Annotated in this window: 21 protein-coding genes; 12 read left to right on the top strand and 9 right to left on the bottom strand. The window is 65.2% G+C overall.

Annotated features, from left to right (window positions below):
• Positions 1-2: 2 nt before the first annotated feature.
• From HF989_RS00835 to HF989_RS00825, 3 genes are read left to right on the top strand one after another with little or no spacing between them, the layout of a single operon-like run.
• Positions 3-506, top strand: a complete 504-nt coding sequence (locus tag HF989_RS00835) for a hypothetical protein (RefSeq protein ID WP_168683481.1) — start codon at positions 3-5, stop codon at positions 504-506.
• A gap of 27 nt (positions 507-533) precedes the next feature.
• Positions 534-1142 (top strand): TetR/AcrR family transcriptional regulator, encoded by a 609-nt coding sequence (locus HF989_RS00830; protein WP_343033502.1) that lies wholly within the window; start codon positions 534-536, stop codon positions 1140-1142.
• Positions 1136-2707: an MDR family MFS transporter gene (locus HF989_RS00825; RefSeq protein WP_168683479.1), complete on the top strand. Its 1572-nt coding sequence runs from the start codon at positions 1136-1138 to the stop codon at positions 2705-2707. The genes HF989_RS00830 and HF989_RS00825 overlap by 7 nt, the downstream gene beginning before the upstream one ends.
• Here HF989_RS00825 and HF989_RS00820 read toward each other — a convergent pair.
• The 3 genes from HF989_RS00820 to HF989_RS00810 all read right to left on the bottom strand — a co-directional run bounded on the left by HF989_RS00820 (position 2704) and on the right by HF989_RS00810 (position 4540).
• Entirely contained in the window at positions 2704-3234 is a 531-nt protein-coding gene (locus tag HF989_RS00820; protein WP_168683478.1) for a GNAT family N-acetyltransferase, read from the bottom strand. The genes HF989_RS00825 and HF989_RS00820 overlap by 4 nt on opposite strands.
• A 92-nt stretch (positions 3235-3326) precedes the next feature.
• The gene (locus tag HF989_RS00815) at positions 3327-3905 is read right to left on the bottom strand and encodes an LGFP repeat-containing protein (RefSeq protein WP_168683477.1); all 579 of its coding nucleotides are present in this window, start codon (positions 3903-3905) and stop codon (positions 3327-3329) included.
• Between the two features lie 53 nt (positions 3906-3958).
• Complete coding sequence (locus HF989_RS00810) at positions 3959-4540, bottom strand: LysR substrate-binding domain-containing protein (protein WP_168683476.1); 582 nt, start codon at positions 4538-4540, stop codon at positions 3959-3961.
• A gap of 24 nt (positions 4541-4564) precedes the next feature.
• Here HF989_RS00810 and HF989_RS00805 point away from each other — a divergent pair, with 24 nt between their 5' ends.
• Complete coding sequence (locus HF989_RS00805; RefSeq protein WP_168683475.1) at positions 4565-4960, top strand: DUF5997 family protein; 396 nt, start codon at positions 4565-4567, stop codon at positions 4958-4960.
• Here the strand turns inward: HF989_RS00805 and glyA are convergent.
• Positions 4957-6249 (bottom strand): serine hydroxymethyltransferase, encoded by a 1293-nt coding sequence (gene glyA / locus HF989_RS00800; RefSeq protein ID WP_343033501.1) that lies wholly within the window; start codon positions 6247-6249, stop codon positions 4957-4959. The genes HF989_RS00805 and glyA overlap by 4 nt on opposite strands.
• A 114-nt stretch (positions 6250-6363) precedes the next feature.
• Between glyA and coaA the strand changes: the two genes are divergently transcribed.
• A complete protein-coding gene (gene coaA, locus HF989_RS00795; protein WP_168683473.1) occupies positions 6364-7287 on the top strand; it encodes a type I pantothenate kinase in 924 nt (307 codons plus the stop codon).
• Here coaA and HF989_RS00790 read toward each other — a convergent pair whose 3' ends face one another.
• Genes HF989_RS00790 through mca form a run of 3 tightly spaced genes read right to left on the bottom strand, consistent with a single transcriptional unit; the run spans position 7288 to position 9258 of the window.
• On the bottom strand, positions 7288-8085 hold the full coding sequence (locus HF989_RS00790; protein WP_210728911.1) for an isoprenyl transferase: 798 nt from the start codon (positions 8083-8085) through the stop codon (positions 7288-7290).
• Positions 8086-8385, bottom strand: a complete 300-nt coding sequence (locus tag HF989_RS00785) for a hypothetical protein (protein WP_168683471.1) — start codon at positions 8383-8385, stop codon at positions 8086-8088.
• Entirely contained in the window at positions 8386-9258 is an 873-nt protein-coding gene (gene mca / locus HF989_RS00780) for a mycothiol conjugate amidase Mca (protein ID WP_168683470.1), read from the bottom strand.
• A 97-nt stretch (positions 9259-9355) separates the two neighbouring features.
• Between mca and HF989_RS00775 the strand changes: the two genes are divergently transcribed.
• The 3 genes from HF989_RS00775 to HF989_RS00765 all read left to right on the top strand — a co-directional run bounded on the left by HF989_RS00775 (position 9356) and on the right by HF989_RS00765 (position 11017).
• On the top strand, positions 9356-9820 hold the full coding sequence (locus HF989_RS00775) for a DUF4307 domain-containing protein (RefSeq protein WP_288864577.1): 465 nt from the start codon (positions 9356-9358) through the stop codon (positions 9818-9820).
• Positions 9821-9926: 106 nt separating this feature from the next.
• Positions 9927-10448, top strand: a complete 522-nt coding sequence (gene greA, locus HF989_RS00770; RefSeq protein ID WP_038610754.1) for a transcription elongation factor GreA — start codon at positions 9927-9929, stop codon at positions 10446-10448.
• A gap of 38 nt (positions 10449-10486) precedes the next feature.
• Complete coding sequence (locus HF989_RS00765) at positions 10487-11017, top strand: hypothetical protein (RefSeq protein WP_168683469.1); 531 nt, start codon at positions 10487-10489, stop codon at positions 11015-11017.
• Positions 11018-11080: 63 nt separating this feature from the next.
• Here HF989_RS00765 and HF989_RS00760 read toward each other — a convergent pair whose 3' ends face one another.
• Positions 11081-11896 (bottom strand): Bax inhibitor-1/YccA family membrane protein, encoded by an 816-nt coding sequence (locus tag HF989_RS00760; RefSeq protein WP_168683468.1) that lies wholly within the window; start codon positions 11894-11896, stop codon positions 11081-11083.
• 173 nt (positions 11897-12069) lie between these two features.
• On the opposite strand from HF989_RS00760, the gene HF989_RS00755 reads away from it, so the two are divergent.
• Complete coding sequence (locus HF989_RS00755; protein WP_168683467.1) at positions 12070-12996, top strand: suppressor of fused domain protein; 927 nt, start codon at positions 12070-12072, stop codon at positions 12994-12996.
• Positions 12997-13018: 22 nt separating this feature from the next.
• Here HF989_RS00755 and HF989_RS00750 read toward each other — a convergent pair whose 3' ends face one another.
• Complete coding sequence (locus tag HF989_RS00750; RefSeq protein WP_168683466.1) at positions 13019-13483, bottom strand: S-ribosylhomocysteine lyase; 465 nt, start codon at positions 13481-13483, stop codon at positions 13019-13021.
• Between the two features lie 29 nt (positions 13484-13512).
• On the opposite strand from HF989_RS00750, the gene HF989_RS00745 reads away from it, so the two are divergent.
• From HF989_RS00745 to HF989_RS00735, 3 genes are read left to right on the top strand one after another with little or no spacing between them, the layout of a single operon-like run.
• Positions 13513-14892, top strand: a complete 1380-nt coding sequence (locus tag HF989_RS00745) for an FAD-binding domain-containing protein (protein WP_168683465.1) — start codon at positions 13513-13515, stop codon at positions 14890-14892.
• Positions 14893-14920: 28 nt separating this feature from the next.
• Entirely contained in the window at positions 14921-15727 is an 807-nt protein-coding gene (locus HF989_RS00740) for an ATP-binding cassette domain-containing protein (protein ID WP_168683675.1), read from the top strand.
• Entirely contained in the window at positions 15724-16368 is a 645-nt protein-coding gene (locus tag HF989_RS00735) for an ABC transporter permease subunit (RefSeq protein WP_168683464.1), read from the top strand. The genes HF989_RS00740 and HF989_RS00735 overlap by 4 nt, the downstream gene beginning before the upstream one ends.
• Position 16369 lies beyond the last annotated feature (1 nt).

Below are 16369 nucleotides of genomic sequence, written 5' to 3'. Positions count from 1 at the left end.
TCATGCCTGATTCTTTCTCCGAGCTGCGCACCGCTGGCGGCCCGAACAAGCCGTGGGTTATCGGCGGGGTGCTTGCGCTCATCACCGCCATCATCGGCATCGCGCTCGCGGCCGCGTACTGGTACACCAACCCCCGCCCGACGCCGACCAACGACGTTCCCGCCACCGTGACGGTGACCGCACAGCCTCAGCTGCCTATCGACGATCCTTCGGCCCCCACCGGCACCTACACCGGCACGCTGAACAGTTTGGAGGACAACGCGAAGGTGAAGGCTTGGCCGGCGGTCGCCACGTTTGGTGGCGGCACCGCGTCGGTGACCTACCCCCTGACTGGCTGCACTGCGCTCATCGCCCAGGACGGCACATCCATTCCGTTGACGAAGGGGTGCAATGACGGGCAGGGCCGTTGGGACGTCGAGAAGCTTGAGCCCGGGATAGTAAAACTGAGGTACCTCGAGGGCGCGAACGCCCTGGTAGAAGGGGAGCTTTCAGCGGGCTTGCCATAATGTGCACCGGGTGTAATATTGCACCCCGTGCAAAATGAAGGGATCCGAGAGCAGAAGCGCCGCGAGACGAAGCAGCGCATCCGCGACGAGGCCGGCCGGCTGGTGGAGGAACGCGGCTACGACAATGTCACCGTCGATGACATTTGCCGCGACGCCGGCATTTCGCGGCGCACCTTCTTCAACTACGTCGACTCCAAGGACGAGGCCATCTTAGGGTCCTTCCCGTTCGCGTTCAGCGAAGAATCGTTGACCGCGATCAAGCAGACCCAAAGCGACAACGTTCTCGAGCTCGTCATCCGCTCCATCGAGGTCGCCCCCGGCGGCTTCGACGGGCCGGCCACGGCGTGCCGCAGAGAGTTGCTGGAGAAAAACCCGGGACTCCTGCAGGCGGAGGCGGCCCGCAAGCGCGGCTTTCTCACCCAGGTGGGCCGCGCGGTCTACGACCACTTCGAGCGGTTCCCAGACGACCGGCGGCACACCGGTTCGCTCGAGGACGAAACGCACTTCATCGTCGCCCTCTTCCAAGGGGTTGTAAGCCGCTACCTCTGGCACCCGCCCGACGGCGGCGACCCAGTCGCCCAGCTCATCACATACGCCCAAGATCTTTCGAACTACGCAAAGGACATGCCATGGTAGATACGGCAGAAACGCGCGCAGCCGATACGCCGAAGACCGGCGCTGGCGCCCCAAACGTCGGTATCATTTTTTCCGCCTTGCTGCTCACCATGCTGATGAGCTCGCTCGGCCAGATGATCTTCGCCACCGCGCTGCCCACCATCGTCGGTGAGCTCGGCGGCGTCGACCACATGAGCTGGGTCATTTCCGCGTTCCTGGTCACGATGACCATCGCCATGCCGGTCAACGGCAAGCTCGGCGACGTCCTCGGACGCAAGTGGCTCTACATCACGGGCATCGGCCTGTTCGTCGTGGGCTCCGCCCTCGGCGGCTTCGCCAACACCATGGAGCTGCTCATCATCGGCCGCGCGGTCCAGGGCCTGGGCGCCGGCGGCATGATGGTGAACTCCCAATCCATCATCGCCGAGGTGGTCCCCGCCCGCGAGCGCGGCAAGTACATGGGCGTGATGGGCGCCGTGTTCGGCGTTTCCTCCGTGCTGGGCCCGGTGTTGGGCGGCTGGTTCACTGACGGTCCCGGCTGGCGTTGGGCGCTGTGGATGAACATCCCATTGGGTTTGCTCGCCATGACCGTGTGCGTGGTTGTGCTGAAGCTGCGCCGCGGCTCCGCGAAGGGGATGCACTACGACTACCTGGGCACCACGCTGATGGTCGTGGCAACCACGTCGCTGATCCTCACCACCACGTGGGGCGGCACCCAGTACGAATGGAGTTCCCCCACCATCATCGCCACCAGTGTGATCGCGCTCGTTGCCGCGGTGGTATTCGTCCTGGTGGAGCTTCGCGCGACGAACCCGCTCATCCCGATGGACCTGTTCCACAACCGCAACATGGTGCTGACCACGCTTGCCGGCACCGTGCTTGGCCTGGCTATGACCAGTGGCCTGGCGTACCTGCCCACCTACCTGCAGATGGTGCACCAGCTCACCCCGACCGAGGCAGGTCTCATGATGCTGCCGATGGTCGTGGGCATGCTGGTCACCGGAATGGCTGTCGGCTTCATCATCTCCAAGACCGGCCGGTACAAGATGTACCCGCTCGTGGGCATGCTGGTGACCACGCTCGGCCTGTACCTGTTCTCCACGTTGGAGGTGACAACCTCGCTGACCATGCTGGGTGTGTACATGTTCATCTTCGGCTTCGGCCTCGGGCTGGTCATGCAGGTGCTCGTCCTCATCGTGCAGAACTCGTTCCCGCTCGCGAATGTGGGTACCGCAACCTCCACGAACAACTTCTTCCGCCAGATCGGCTCCTCCATCGGTGCCTCCCTGTCCGGGTCGTTGTTCATCCACAACATGCGCGACAACCTGCAGGAGCGACTGCCGGAGGCGTTGGCGCAACTCGGCCCCGAGGGCGCGGAGTACGCGCAGCGCTTCGGCGAGGGCGGCGCGAACCGCCTCACCCCCGAGCTGGTCGCGCAGCTGCCGGCGCCCGTGAAAGAAGCGGTGCTGACCTCCTACAACGACGGCCTCACGCCGGTGTTCCAGCTGATGGTTCCGCTGGCCATCGTCGCCTTCCTGCTGCTTCTGCCGGTGCGCGAGGAAAAGCTCAAGGAGGACCTGAGCTAGGATTCACGCGACATCGGCAAGATGAGCTCGTAGATGTCGCAATCGCGCCACTGGCCTCGGCGGTCGCCGTAGGCCATCTGGGCCATGTTGTGGAACGTGCCCACCTTTTCAAATCCGCGGGATCTGTGCAGGCCCGCGGATCCCTCGTTTTCCGGGAAGATCCAAGAATGGATGGACCACTTGTGCAGGTCAATGCAGGTCTGAATGAGGTGGTCGAGTAACGCTCCGCCAATGCCGCGGCCGCGCGCGTCGGGGTGCGTGTAGATGGAATCTTCCACCACCCCGTAGAACACCGCCCGGGACGAGGCTTTTGCGGCGCCCACCCAGCCGAGAATTTTGTTCTCGTCTTCCCCATCGACGGCGACAAACACCGTCTCCATGATCTTTTTTCGGGAGAACTGCTCCCAGGTCTGCCCCTGGGTCTCCCAGGAGGCGTTGCCGGTCTGCAGCCCCATCTCATAGATGCTGCGCACCTGCGGATAGTCCTCCGGCCGGATAGGCCGGATGAAAAAGTCCGATTTTTGCATGCGCCCCATTGTCCTGAAGGGCGTGAACGCGCGCAAGCATGCAAAAGCGCCACCCCGCATCCGCAGGGTGGCGCGTAAATCGTCGAGCCGAATTACTTCTCGGTGACGATTGCGGTAAAGGCATCCTCGGTGCCACCGCGGGTCCACTCGATGGTGCCGTTCTCAAACTCCTGGATCCAGCCGGACTGGTCATCCTTCTCGGTCTCCGGGGCAACCGGGAAGCCCAGCTTCTGGTCCAGGCGGACGTCGGTCAGCCACTCGTTGGCAATCTGGCCCCACGTCGGAGCGCCGCCGGTGTTCTCGTTCCAGGTGACGTAGTGCTCGTTGTCGTAGGTCACGATCCAGCCGCCGTCGGTCTCCTCGACCGCCATCGGCTCGCCCCACTCCGGCGTCGCGTACTCGTCCATCGCGGCGACGACGCCAGCCGGCACCATGGCGGTCGCGCCGTCGGCGGTGGTGATTTCCTCGGTCGCCTCGGCGTCATCGGCAGCAGCGGAGGTGGTGGATTCCTCAGCCGAAGTCGTCTCGGTAGCCGTATCGGTCTCCGTCGCGGTCTCGGAGACAACCTCGGTGGAGGTCGGCTCAGCGTCGTCGTCGTTGGAGCAGGCAACGAGGCCGGTCGCACCAATCGTCAACGCGGCAGCGGAAGCGATAATTTTACGGGAAAACATAATCTGTGCCTTTCGTTTGTGGAACAAGTCCATCGTCCATTATGAACATCGCGTTAACCTCGGGTCCGCTTCCCACCTGATCGGGGGTGTTTCTTCCCACGGGAGGAACGGACAGTGCGGCCCCGTGTCACGCCGACGAAGTCCTGCACAGCGTCAGAATCGTCCACCTTGCGCCACACCAGTGCAATCTCGGTCTGCCCAGCCGCCTCCCCGTGCAGCGGAAGGGCCTTGATCTGCTTGCGCGCAAGGTTCTTCAGCAACGGCAGCGGCGCGTATGCCACACCGACGTTCGCGGCGACCACCTGCAGGGCAGACCGAAGGTCGTCGATAGGCGACTGCCCGGAAAAGTTGACGATTTCTTCCGCGAGATCCTCCAGCGTAACCTCCCCCACCTCGGCGTACACCGAGTCTTTCGGCACCGCGACCCCTGGCGCCTCCTCGTACAGGCGGACGACGTGGTGCTCGTCGCCCACCCGTTCATCCGGAAGCCGCATAAGCACGGCCTTCGCTTGCGTGCCGACGAGCGCGAACGGGTCATCGGACGGGACCGCCTCGAGGCGATCCCCGGTGAGCTCCTCGTAGCGACGGAACCACTTGCCCGGTTCAGTGCCGGTAGCAAAGGCGATGGTGAGCATGACGCTCAATGCTACCGTTTTGCTATGACTGATCAGACCCCCTCCGGCACCGCGATGAAGCCGGTGACCGCCGCAAAGAAACTGGGAATTTACCTCCCCGCCACACCGCAGGAGTTCCAAGATGGTGCGGTGACGCACGCGGAGCTGCGCGAGCTGCAGGACAACCCGCCGCAGTGGCTGCAGGAACTCCGGCTGCGGGGACCGCACCCGCGCCCCGAAGTCGCCCGGAAGCTCGGCATCTCCGTCACTGCGCTGAAAAACGCCGGCGTGGAGCAGGCGATGACCACCGACGAGATTCGTGCCCTGCTTGAAGACCAGCCGCAGTGGCTGCAAAAAGCCCGCGCCACTCTCGCAGAGCAGCGCGGGCACGGAGGCTCAAGCGACGGAGCCGAAAACCCCGCCGCTGGCGACGTCGACTAGAGCATCTTCCAGTCTTCGAGGCCCGGGTAGAGCGGGTACTGCTGCGCCAGCGCGCGGACCCGGCCGCGCAGCGTCTCGATGTCGGCGTCCTCGCCCTTGATCAGGGTCTCGGCGATGATGTCGGCGACCTCGCGGAAATCCTCCTCGCCGAACCCGCGGGTGGCCAGGGCGGAGGTGCCGATGCGCAGCCCAGACGTCACCTTCGGCGGGCGCGGGTCGAACGGCACGGCGTTGCGGTTGACGGTAATGCCCACAGAGTGCAGCAGGTCCTCGGCCTGCTGGCCGTCCATCGGCGAATTGCGCAGGTCAACCAGCACGAGGTGGACCTCGGTGCCGCCGGAGACGACGGAGACGCCGGCCTCACGCGCGTCGTCGGCAAGCAGACGCTCCGCCAGCACCTTCGCACCTGCGAGGGTGCGCTGCTGCCGGTCCTTGAACTCCTCGGTGCCCGCGATCTTGAACGCGGTGGCCTTGGCAGCCACGACGTGCATGAGCGGCCCACCCTGCTGGCCCGGGAACACCGCGGAGTTCAGCTTCTTGTGCAGCTCCAGGTCGTTGGTGAGGATGAAGCCGGAACGCGGCCCGCCTAGCGTCTTGTGCACGGTGGAGGACACCACGTGGGCGTGCGGTACCGGGTTCGGGTGCAGGCCCGCTGCCACGAGTCCGGCGAAGTGCGCCATGTCGACCCAGAGGTAGGCGCCGACCTCGTCCGCGATGGAGCGGAACTCCGCGAAGTCCTCGTGGCGCGGGTATGCGGACCAGCCGGCGATGATGACCTTCGGCTTGACCTCCCGGGCCTGCTCGCGCAGCTTGGCCATGTCGATGAGGTGGGTGTCTTCCTCCACCTGGTAGGCAGCCACGTTGTAGAGACGGCCGGAGAAGTTGATCTTCATGCCGTGGGTGAGGTGGCCGCCGTGCGCCAGGTCGAGGCCCAAGATGGTGTCACCCGGCTCAGCCAGTGCCATAAGCACAGCGGCGTTTGCCTGGGCGCCCGAGTGCGGCTGGACGTTGGCGTACTCCGCGCCGAACACCTCTTTGGCACGGTCGCGGGCGAGGTCCTCGACCACGTCGACGTGCTCGCAGCCCCCGTAGTAACGGCGGCCCGGGTAGCCCTCCGCGTACTTGTTGGTCAGCACAGATCCCTGCGCCTGCAGCACGGAGCGCGGCACGAAGTTTTCGGAGGCAATCATCTCCAAGGTGTCGCGCTGGCGCGCCAGCTCTGCCACGATTGCGGCGTGCACCTCGGGGTCGTAGGTGGCCAGATCCTGGTAGCGGAGGTCTTCAGACACTTCGACCGGGTCCTTTCTTCTCGCGTTGGTAACAACATGTCGAAGTATAGGAAACCCGCTGCGCCAAGAAGCGAGATTCATTCCCCTTTTCCCCTGGGTGTAACAATGGTGGCTATGTCTCGAGCCGATTCGTCGCCGTACCTCGACTTCCACCGCGAGGATTGGCGAAAACGCCGCGCCACCATGCCCCAGGTGCTCACGGAGGCGGAACTGGATGCGCTCTCCGGGATCGGCGAGAACCTCGACCTGCAGGAAGTCGAGGACATCTACCTGCCACTGTCGCGCCTGATTCACCTCCAGGTACGGGCGCGGCAAAAGCTGACCAAGGCGACCGAAACCTTCATCGGCGGAGACCCCGGGCACGTGCCCTTCATCATCGGGTTGGCGGGATCGGTGGCGGTGGGCAAATCCACCACGGCGCGCGTGCTGCAGGTCTTGCTGCAGCGGTGGGACTCGCACCCGCGGGTGGACCTTGTCACTACCGACGGCTTCCTCTACCCCAGGGCGGTGTTGGAAGAGCGTGGCATCATGCAGCGCAAGGGCTTCCCGGAATCATACGATCGCCGCAACCTCATGCGCTTTGTCACCGAGGTGAAATCCGGGCAGCCCGTGGTCAAGGCCCCGATCTATTCCCACGAGGCCTACGACATCCTCCCCGACCAGTGCATCGAGGTCCGCCAGCCGGACATCCTCATCCTCGAGGGGCTCAACGTGTTGCAGACTGGGCCCACCCTGATGGTCTCCGACCTGTTCGACTTTTCCATCTACGTGGACGCGAAGACCCAGGACATCGAGCGCTGGTACATCGAGCGCTTCCTCAAACTGCGCGACACGGCATTCCGCGAACCCGGCAACCACTTCGCCGACTACGCGACGATGGACGACGCCGCCGCCGCGTACGCCGCGCGCGAGCTGTGGCAAACCATCAACCTGCCCAACCTGATGGAAAACATCCTGCCCACCCGCGTGCGCGCGTCGCTCGTGCTGCGCAAAGACTACGACCACACAGTCCAGCGCGTGCGCATGCGTAAGTTGTAGCTACTTGCCGAACCTGCGGGAGCGCTGCGAATAGTCGCGCAGCGCGCGCAGGAAGTCAATTTTGCGAAACGCCGGCCAGTAGGTATCCGTGAACCAAATCTCTGAATACGCCGCCTGCCAGAGCAGAAACCCGGACAGGCGCTGCTCGCCGGAGGTGCGGATGACCAAGTCGGGGTCCGGCTGGCCCGAGGTATAGAGGTGTTCCGAGATGGACTCCACGGTGATTTCGGACGCCATGTCCTTGGCGGCGACTCCGGCGTGAGCTTTGGCGTCGATAAGCGAGCGCACCGCGTCCACGATCTCCTGCCGCCCGCCGTAGCCCACCGCGATGTTGACGGTGAGCCCGGGCTTTTCGTCAGTGGCAGCGGCGCTGTCGCGCATCCGCTTGGCGACGTCCTCCGGCAGCAGCTCTAGATGCCCCACCAACCGCACGCGGCAGGTGTAATGCTCCGTGGCGAGGTCTTCGATCACCCCGGAGATGATGTCGAAGAGCAGCTCCACCTCTTCGGTGGTGCGCTGCAGGTTTTCCGTAGACAGCAGGTAGATGGTGAGCACTTCCACGTCCATCTCTGCCGACCAACGCACCAGCTCGCCGATCTTTGCGCCCCCGACGCGGTGGCCGTGCGAGATGTCCGCAAAGCCCGACTCGCGTGCCCACCGCCTGTTGCCGTCCGCCATCACAGCGATGTGCCGCGGGCGCTTCTTGCCGCGGAGCTCGCGTTTCAGGCGCGCCTCGTAGAGCGGATAGAGCGGGTATCGCAGCTTGGAAAGGACAGACACGGTTGCAACTCTAGCCAGCTAGAAGGCGCTTTTCTTTCGCTGGTCCTTAAGTCCAGCCTTTTCCATAGCGGCATCGATGGCCTTCTCATCGAACGGGTCGATGCCACGCGCCTCCGCAAAAGCCTGGCGACGCTTGAAGCGTGAGAACCGGCGGTGGAACGACCAGCCGATGAACAGCACCACCACACCCAGAATGACAAGCAGTAGCAGACCGATCGGCGACGCCTTGCCAAAGTCCGGCCCCACCGGGGTCTCCCCCGGAGCTTGCGCGAGGACCCAGTTGGCGGCGTTTGCGGTGGCGACGGTGAACGTGGTCATTTACTTCTCCTCCTCGATGCCCGCGAACAGGTCCGTCTCCGGCAGTGTCGTTTCCACTCGGCTAGCGGCCAACTCGAACTCCTCGGTGGGCCACACCTCTTGCTGGTCCTCGACCGGGCTGGCCAAGAACGCCCCGGCCGGGTCGATCTGCGTGGCGTGCGCGGTCAGCGCATCTGCGCGCTGCTGGAAGTAGGCGGCGCACTCGACCTGCGTGGTCACGCGGTCGAACACATCGCCCTCGTTTTCCTCCCACCGTTTAATCATCAGCTCGTACGGGCTCTTCTGGCCGCGCTGGATCAACCGCTCCTGCAGTAGCTTCATCCGCTGCAGAATAAAGCCGTGGGAGTAGTACAGCTTGAGCGGAGTCCACGGTGCGCCGGCCTCGGGCGCGAAATCGGGATCCCCCGCGCGCTCCCAGGCGAGCATGGACACCGTGTGCACCATGAGGTGGTCCGGGTGCGGGTACCCGCCGTTTTCGTCGTAGGTGATGATCACGTGGGGGCGAAACTCGCGGATCTGCTCCACGATCTTCACCGCCACGTCTTCCGGATCCTGGACGGCAAACGATCCCTCGGGCAGCGGCGGCAGCGGATCGCCCTCCGGCAGGCCTGAATCCTCGTAACCCAGCCACACGTGCTCCACGCCGAGCGCCGCGGCCGCGCGGGCCATCTCCTCGCGCCGCACGTCCAAGATGTTGTCCAGCACCCCCGGGCGGTCCATTGCGGGGTTGAGCACGTCGCCGCGCCTGCCGTCGGTGCAGGTCACCACGCGTACCCGGTTGCCCTCCGCGGCGTATTTGGCCATGGTGGCCGCCCCCTTGGAGGATTCGTCGTCGGGATGGGCGTGAATTGCCATCAAACGCAAGCCGGTCACTCGATCACTCCAACGTCTGTAGGGCCAGTTCTTTACCTTCGCGTCATCTTAGTACGATCAACCCCGAAGTCCTTACCACCTGCAAGGAGCCGTTTCTGTGAGTACAGCGAGCCCAGCCACCACCTCCCGCCCCTCCGACCGCTACGGCTCGAAGGCCGCATCCGGCTCCATCGGCGGCAAGGTGGTGGCCGTCGTCTCCGTCCTCCTCGTGGGCGCGCTGCTGTTCTTCGGCGTGAGAACAATCATGGACCGCTTCAACGAACCCGTCCGGGCCGAGTTCATTTCGCAGGAGCGTCTCGACGACACCACCGGCAGGCTCTGGATCGACGTCACCCGCAAGCACCCTGACACTCCCGCGTACTGCATTGTCACTGCGGTGGACTACTCGCACGCGGAGGTGGGTCGGCGCGAGGTCATCTTGCCCGCCGGTGCCGAAGAGCACTCCCGCATCGCTGTGGACCTGCCGGTGCGCGAACCGCTCGTGTCAGGACGTATCTACGGCTGCTCCGAGAACCTGCCGTTCTACATGGACCCGGAAAGCACGTTTTACGCAGCACGCTAGCGGGATTCGGCACCGCGCCATGTGGTAATCTTTCGCCCGTATATCTGCACACTTCGGCCCGCTAGCGGCGGGCCTATTTCACGTATCAGGGAAGGTTGAGACCTTTATGGCTGAAACCCAGCAGCAGTACATCACTCCCGAGATGAAGGCCAAGCTCGAGGCCGAACTGCAGCAGCTCATTGACAATCGCCCGGTCATCGCCGCCGAAATCAACGAGCGCCGCGAGGAGGGCGACCTGAAGGAGAACGCGGGCTACGACGCGGCCCGTGAGCAGCAGGATCAGGAGGAGGCGCGCATCAATCAGATCTCCGAGATCCTGTCTAACTCCACCACCGAGCGCTCCGGTGTGGTCGAGGGTGTCGCCCACGTGGGTTCCGTGGTGCACGTGTACTACGACGGCGACGAAGACGACCGCGAGACCTTCCTCATCGGCACCCGCGCGGCCTCCACGGACAACGCGGACTTGGAGACGTACTCGGAGAACTCCCCGCTCGGCGCAGCTGTTGTGGGCGCCTCCGAGGGCGAGACCCGCACGTACACGGCACCAAACGGCCGAGAGATCTCTGTCACCGTCGTCTCCGCCGAGCCGTATGATTCAGACAAGGCCTCCACGCCCCGCGCGAAGTAGCCAAACCTTTTCCCGTTTCCAACGATAGGAATATCCCTGTGATTGCCACCTCTTCCCGCAAAGCAGTTGCCGGAGTCGCCGCCGTGGCGGCGCTCGCCCTGGCAGGTTGCACCCCTCCGCACGAGAACCCGTCCGATGAGAAGGTTGACACGGCCACCGGCCAGGACCCGACCTCCCTCAAGGGTGTCGGCGGTACCACGACCGCTCAGGCGACCTCGAGCGCTGAGGCGACCAACGTCACCGAAGCCAACGAGCTGAGCCAGGAGCGCACAACTGCCGCCGCTGCTGGCACCCCGGCGTTCAACAACTGCGGCGCCACCGGGCTGGTGCGTCCGGAGCGCCTGACCGTGGATTGCCAGAAGCAGGACGATTTCCTCGAGGACATCGTGTGGGATCAGTGGGGCGAGGACCTCGCCGAGGGCACCGCGACCCGCGTGGTGGTCTCCCCCGACAACCGCGAGGAGGGCGTGAAGGTTGTGCTGGGCAACCCGGAGATGGTTGACGGCGAGGTGGTCTTCACCACCATCTCCGTCGACGGTCAGTCGGTGGTCCCTGACAACGAGTACTAAGCCAATACGGGTAAAGCGCCTAGCTCCGGACAACCCGGTGCGAGGCGCTTTGTTGTGCGCTTCCTAGCGGTCGTTGGAGAAGTAGGACAGCAGGCGCAGGATTTCGGTGTAGAGCCAGACCAGCGTCACGGCCAAACCCAGGGCGACGCCCCAGGACGCACGCTCCGGCGCGCCGGTGCGGACAAGCTTGTCCGCCAGGTCAAAGTCCTGCAGGAACGACAGGGCCGCAAGCACAATGCAGATCACGCCAAAGACGATGGACAGGGTGCCGCCGTCGCGCAGCGGGGAGGTTCCGGCGAAGATGGCCAGCAGGAGGTTACCCAGGGCCATGATCGCGACGCCGAAAATGGCGCCCGTGAGCACGCGGTTGAAACGCGGGGTGACGCGGATCGCGCCACGACGGTAGACCACCAGCATGCCGATGAACACACCGACCGTGCCCAGGATGGCCTGGAAGATCATTTGGCCAGCGTCGGCGCCGCCGACGGTGAACCAGCCTGAAACCAAAATTGAGAAGCCGCCGAGGAACAAGCCCTCAAACGCGGCGTAGATGAGGGTGACAACGGGCGAGCCGAATTCGCGGCGGAACGCGTGCACCAGGGTGGTGACGAACCCGCCGATGGCGCCGACGATAGTGAGCATGGAGCCGAGGCCGATGTTGCCGCTGGCGTAGATGGCGAAGTTGACGGCGGCAAACGCGATAATGACGACCAGCGTGATACCGGTCTTCGTCACTACGTCGTCCACCGTCATCGGGCGGTTTTCGTTGATGTCGGGCGCATACCCCGGCAGCGTGGCGGTCTGGCCGGCCTGGTAGCCGTAGCCGTTATTCGCCTCCGCCTCCGGCAGATTGCGCAGAACGGGGTTAGTGCTTCTCACGTCGCACAGATCCTTTCCAAAAAGTTGCGTACCGTCATTCCCGGACCGGGATGCTGTCCCGGGGTCTTAAAGAACAGCCGGCCCAAAGAGTTCAATGTCTACAACGTCACACGTTGTTAAAAGGTTCCCACAGCTGCGTCGCCCGTACATCCAGGCGGCGATATGGTGGGCCCATGGGTGTGTTTGAGAATGCGCGGCACGGTCCCCGCACAGGCGGCGACGCGGTGCGCGAGCACATCCGCAACGTCACCGGCAGCGAAGACGCGTATGTGTTTGCCTACCGCAGCCTTGAGGTCCACGCCTACATACTCGCAGAACCGGTCCCCCACGTCCTGTACACCACGTTCGGTGTGTCCCGTGTCGCCTCGTCGCAGCCGTCTGCGGGCACGCAGACGGAGCTGACGATGCGGGTGCCCGGCGCGCCTGCGCTCCCGCAGCAGTGGCCGGCGGACGTGCTCGCCCGCGCAGCGCGCGACGAGATCGAGCCCGGCCACTACCTGTCGCTAGATGCTCCTCGGGGAACGCTGACGGGATTCGTGTTCGTCACCGACCCGCTCCTCGGCGTGCTGGACGGGCCGACCGGCTTCATCTGCTTCACCTGCGCCGTGGGCCTAGCCGGAGACGACTTCGAGCGGATGCTGTCGTGGGACCCGCTGAAGTTTGCGGCACTGATAGGCGACCGCGTCCCCTTATCCATGACGTCCACAGATCGCGCGCCGCTCAGTGCACATCCCGGCGACCGCGAAATGCTGGACAGGGTGGTGGGGGCCGAAGGGTCGTCGATAGGTGCTATGCACGCGCGCTTCCTCGACGTTGATGCGTCGGGCCGCGTGGACATGGACACCGCGGCCGCTCGGGCGGTGGTGCGGGCCGCGCGCCACCGCCTGCTACACGGCCGGACGTTCGCTTTGCTCAACGGCGATACGTGGCTGTTATTCGATCCCCACTGCCCCACTGCCGAGCTCGCAGACGACCACATCATTGTGCCCGCGACCACGGCGTTCGGGCACGAGCTGCTGGCAGTATTCGACGCGGCGCCAGGCGTGTACCGTCTGCGCACCGCGCCCCTTGAGATCCGCGTGGTGGATCCGAATACCTAACACCCCGGCTGCGGGGGCCGGTTTACTTGAATACGGTGCCCCACTCGGCGCGCTTGTCCAAGAACGCCTGAGCCTCGCGCTTCGCGGCGGCGAGATCGTGGTTTGCGCCCCAACCGCACTGCTGCTCGTTGGCGGCTGGCACCTCGTCTGCCTGGGTGATGTCCGTCAAGGTCTTCTCGACGAGCTCCGCCACCTCAGCCTCGGACGGGTCACCGGAGAGCAGGAGGTAAAAGCCGGTCTGGCACCCCATCGGGCCGAAGTCGATCACGTTGTCGGCGTGGTTGCGCGCGTGCTCGGCGAACATGTGCTCAATCGAGTGCACTGCTGGCATCTCCAAGTGCTCCACGTTGGGCTGCTTGAAGCGGATGTCGTACTTCACCAGCGTGTCACCGTGGGGCAGCTCCTTGCGGTCCGCCAGGCGGATAAACGGGGCGGCTACCTTGGTGTGGTCCAGGTTGAACGATTCAACATTCATACGATCAGTCATGGCCCCAACTGTACTGAAGGGACGCACCCGTGCCCACCACCCCAACGACGCTCGTCTGGTTCCGCGACGACCTCCGCGCCACCGACAACCCCGCCCTCGCGTACGCCGCGTCGCGCGGCGATGTTGCCGGTGTGCTTATCGACGACTCCTCCGCTGCCCGCCCCCTCGGCCGCGCGGCCGCGTGGTGGAGAGAGCGCAGCGCCGCAGCCCTCAGCGAGAAGCTGCCCCTCATCCGCGAGGCGGGCGACCCGCGCGAAATCGTGCCACGCCTCGCCCGCGAGATGGACGCTGAGGTGGTGTGGAACCGCCGTTACGACGCGGTCGAGCTCGACGCCGAGGTCAAGCGAGCCGTCGACGCACGCACCTTCCCCGGGTTTTTGCTGGCGGAGCCGTGGGACATCGCCACCGGGTCCGGCACGCCGTACCGGGTGTTCACGCCGTTTTACAAGGCGATGCAGCAGCACTTAGCGGCGCATCCCCCACGCCCGGTGGCTGCGCCGTCGCTCCCCGGGGGCACGCGACTGGAGGTTCCGGCCCCGCCGTCGTGGGCGGAGGAACTGGCTGCGCACAACACACCGGGCGAGGACGCAGCGTTGCGCCGATTCCATGAGTTCCTGGACGGCCTGGCCGACGGGCACAGATACGACAACAACGACCTGACCCCCGGCGCGACGTCCGGGCTGAGCGCCCACCTGCGCTTCGGCGAGCTCTCCCCGGGCTACGTGTGGGCGGAAACCGTGGCGTTCGCCGAGGAGCACCCCAACGCCGCGCCAGATGCGTGGGCGTTTCTGCGCCAGCTCGTGTGGCGCGACTTCGCCTGGCACCGCTACTACCACCTTCCGGATCTGGCGGTGCACAACGTGCGCGAGCAGTTCAACCGCTTCGAGTGGGCGTGGAGCGCCAACGCGGCACCGTGGGAACATGCCGCCGCGTTTGCGAGTGCCGCGATGGAACCGGATGCAGACGCGGCGCAGCACTTAGACCAACTCGCCCAGTGGCAGCGGGGAGCTACCGGGGTGCCGCTTGTCGACGCAGGCATGCACGAGCTGTGGCGCACCGGCACCATGCACAACCGGGTGCGCATGGTGGTGGGATCCTGGCTCACCAAGAACCTGGGCATTCACTGGCGCCACGGCGAGGAATGGTTCTGGGACACGCTCGTCGACGCGGATACCGCCTCCAACCCCTTCAATTGGCAGTGGGTGGCGGGCTCGGGCGACGACGCCGCGCCGTACTTCCGCATCTTCAACCCGCTCACGCAGCAGGAAAAGTTTGATCCCGCCGGCGCGTACGTGTCGCGTTGGGCGCCGGAGGCGCTGCTGCCCGGCTACCCGGAGCCGATGGTGGACATCAAAGCGTCGCGGAAGACCGCGCTCGCTGCATACGACGACATCAAGACTGCACGGTAGGGTCGGTGCGGTGAGCGAAGTGGCCGAAGTGATCGAATTCCGTTCCGTGTCCAAGACCTACCCGGGCGCTGGCAACGCGGCCGTGGACACGTTCAGCTACACGGTCAGCGAGGGCGAAACCACCGTTTTCGTCGGCCCCTCCGGGTGCGGCAAAACCACGCTGCTGCGCATGGTTAACCGCATGGTCGAGCCCACCGCCGGCCAGGTGCTCGTCCGCGGCCGCGATGTGGCCGATGCGGATCCGGTGGAGCTGCGCCGCTCCATCGGCTACGTCATGCAGCATTCGGGCCTGATGCCGCACCGCACCGCCCTGGACAACGTCGCCGACATCGCACGTCTGGCCGGGGCTAGCAAAAAGGACGCGCGGGAGCGTGCTCTGGAGATGCTCGAGCTGGTCAACCTCGACCCCGCGCTCGCGGATCGCTACCCCGGCGAGCTCTCCGGCGGCCAGGCTCAGCGAGTCGGGGTGGCCCGCGGCCTAGTCAACCGCCCAGACATCATCATGATGGACGAGCCGTTCGCGGCCGTCGACCCGGTGGTGCGCCGCAAGCTGCAGGACGAGATTCTGGGCATCCGCGACCGCCTCCACACCACCGTGCTCATGGTCACTCACGACATCGACGAGGCCTTCAAGATGGGCGACCAAGTCGTGGTGCTGGGCGAGCGAGCTGCGGTCGAACAGGCGGGCAGCCCCGAGGACATCATGGCCCACCCAGCCAGCGCACGTGTCCGGGACTTCATTGGGCTGGACGGGCGCGAGCTAACCGTCGTCAAGCGGGACGGCGCGAACGTGCTGGTTGACGGGTCCGGCACCGTGAAGGGAGTTCTCGCGTGAACTGGGCGTGGCTGAGCGCCAATGGCGGCAGGATTTTCCACTTGGCGTTGGACCACCTGCTCATTGCCCTGCCCGCGGTCGCACTCGCGTTTGTTGTCGCGGTGCCGCTTGGGTGGTTGGCTAACCGCTCGGGCGCCGCGCGAGAGGTGCTGGTCGTGCTCACGAGTTTGATTTACGTCGTGCCGTCGCTCGCCATGTTCATCCTCATGCCCCTGGTTTTGGGGACCTCGATCCTGTCTCCCCTCAACGTGGTTGCGGCCATGGTGCTCTACGGCATCGCGCTCATGGTGCGCTCCGCCGCCGACGCCTTCGGTGCGGTTCCGCAGGACGTGCGCCAGTCGGCGGCTGCGGCCGGGTACCCGCCGTTCAAACGCGTCGCCGCGGTGGAGTTGCCGCTCGCGGGCCCCGGTCTCCTCAGCGGGTTGCGGGTGGCCACAGCATCCACCGTCAGCTTGGTGTCCGTTGGGGCGTTGATCGGTGTGCAATCGCTCGGCACGCTGTTCACCGAGGGTTTCCAGCGCTCGTTTCCCACCGAGATCCTCGCTGGCCTGATCGGCACCGTCGTCCTTGCCGTCGCCGTCGACGCCGTCCTTGTCATCCTTGGCCGCGCCACCATGCCGTGGACGAAGGCGAGGTCCTAAC

The sequence above is a fragment of the Corynebacterium mucifaciens genome, assembly GCF_012396315.1.
Lineage (GTDB): Bacteria > Actinomycetota > Actinomycetes > Mycobacteriales > Mycobacteriaceae > Corynebacterium > Corynebacterium mucifaciens.
The sequence above is the reverse complement of the archived record's forward strand: the minus strand, read 5'-3'. Positions and strand labels throughout refer to the sequence as shown.

Coding starts and splice junctions, on each gene's coding strand:
- HF989_RS00835 (WP_168683481.1), top strand. CDS start 3: ATGCCTGATTCTTTCTCCGAGCTGCGCACCGCTGGCGGCCCGAACAAG.
- HF989_RS00825 (WP_168683479.1), top strand. CDS start 1,136: ATGGTAGATACGGCAGAAACGCGCGCAGCCGATACGCCGAAGACCGGC.
- HF989_RS00820 (WP_168683478.1), bottom strand. CDS start 3,234: ATGCAAAAATCGGACTTTTTCATCCGGCCTATCCGGCCGGAGGACTAT.
- HF989_RS00815 (WP_168683477.1), bottom strand. CDS start 3,905: ATGTTTTCCCGTAAAATTATCGCTTCCGCTGCCGCGTTGACGATTGGT.
- HF989_RS00810 (WP_168683476.1), bottom strand. CDS start 4,540: ATGCTCACCATCGCCTTTGCTACCGGCACTGAACCGGGCAAGTGGTTC.
- HF989_RS00805 (WP_168683475.1), top strand. CDS start 4,565: ATGACTGATCAGACCCCCTCCGGCACCGCGATGAAGCCGGTGACCGCC.
- coaA (WP_168683473.1), top strand. CDS start 6,364: ATGTCTCGAGCCGATTCGTCGCCGTACCTCGACTTCCACCGCGAGGAT.
- HF989_RS00785 (WP_168683471.1), bottom strand. CDS start 8,385: ATGACCACGTTCACCGTCGCCACCGCAAACGCCGCCAACTGGGTCCTC.
- greA (WP_038610754.1), top strand. CDS start 9,927: ATGGCTGAAACCCAGCAGCAGTACATCACTCCCGAGATGAAGGCCAAG.
- HF989_RS00755 (WP_168683467.1), top strand. CDS start 12,070: ATGGGTGTGTTTGAGAATGCGCGGCACGGTCCCCGCACAGGCGGCGAC.
- HF989_RS00750 (WP_168683466.1), bottom strand. CDS start 13,483: ATGACTGATCGTATGAATGTTGAATCGTTCAACCTGGACCACACCAAG.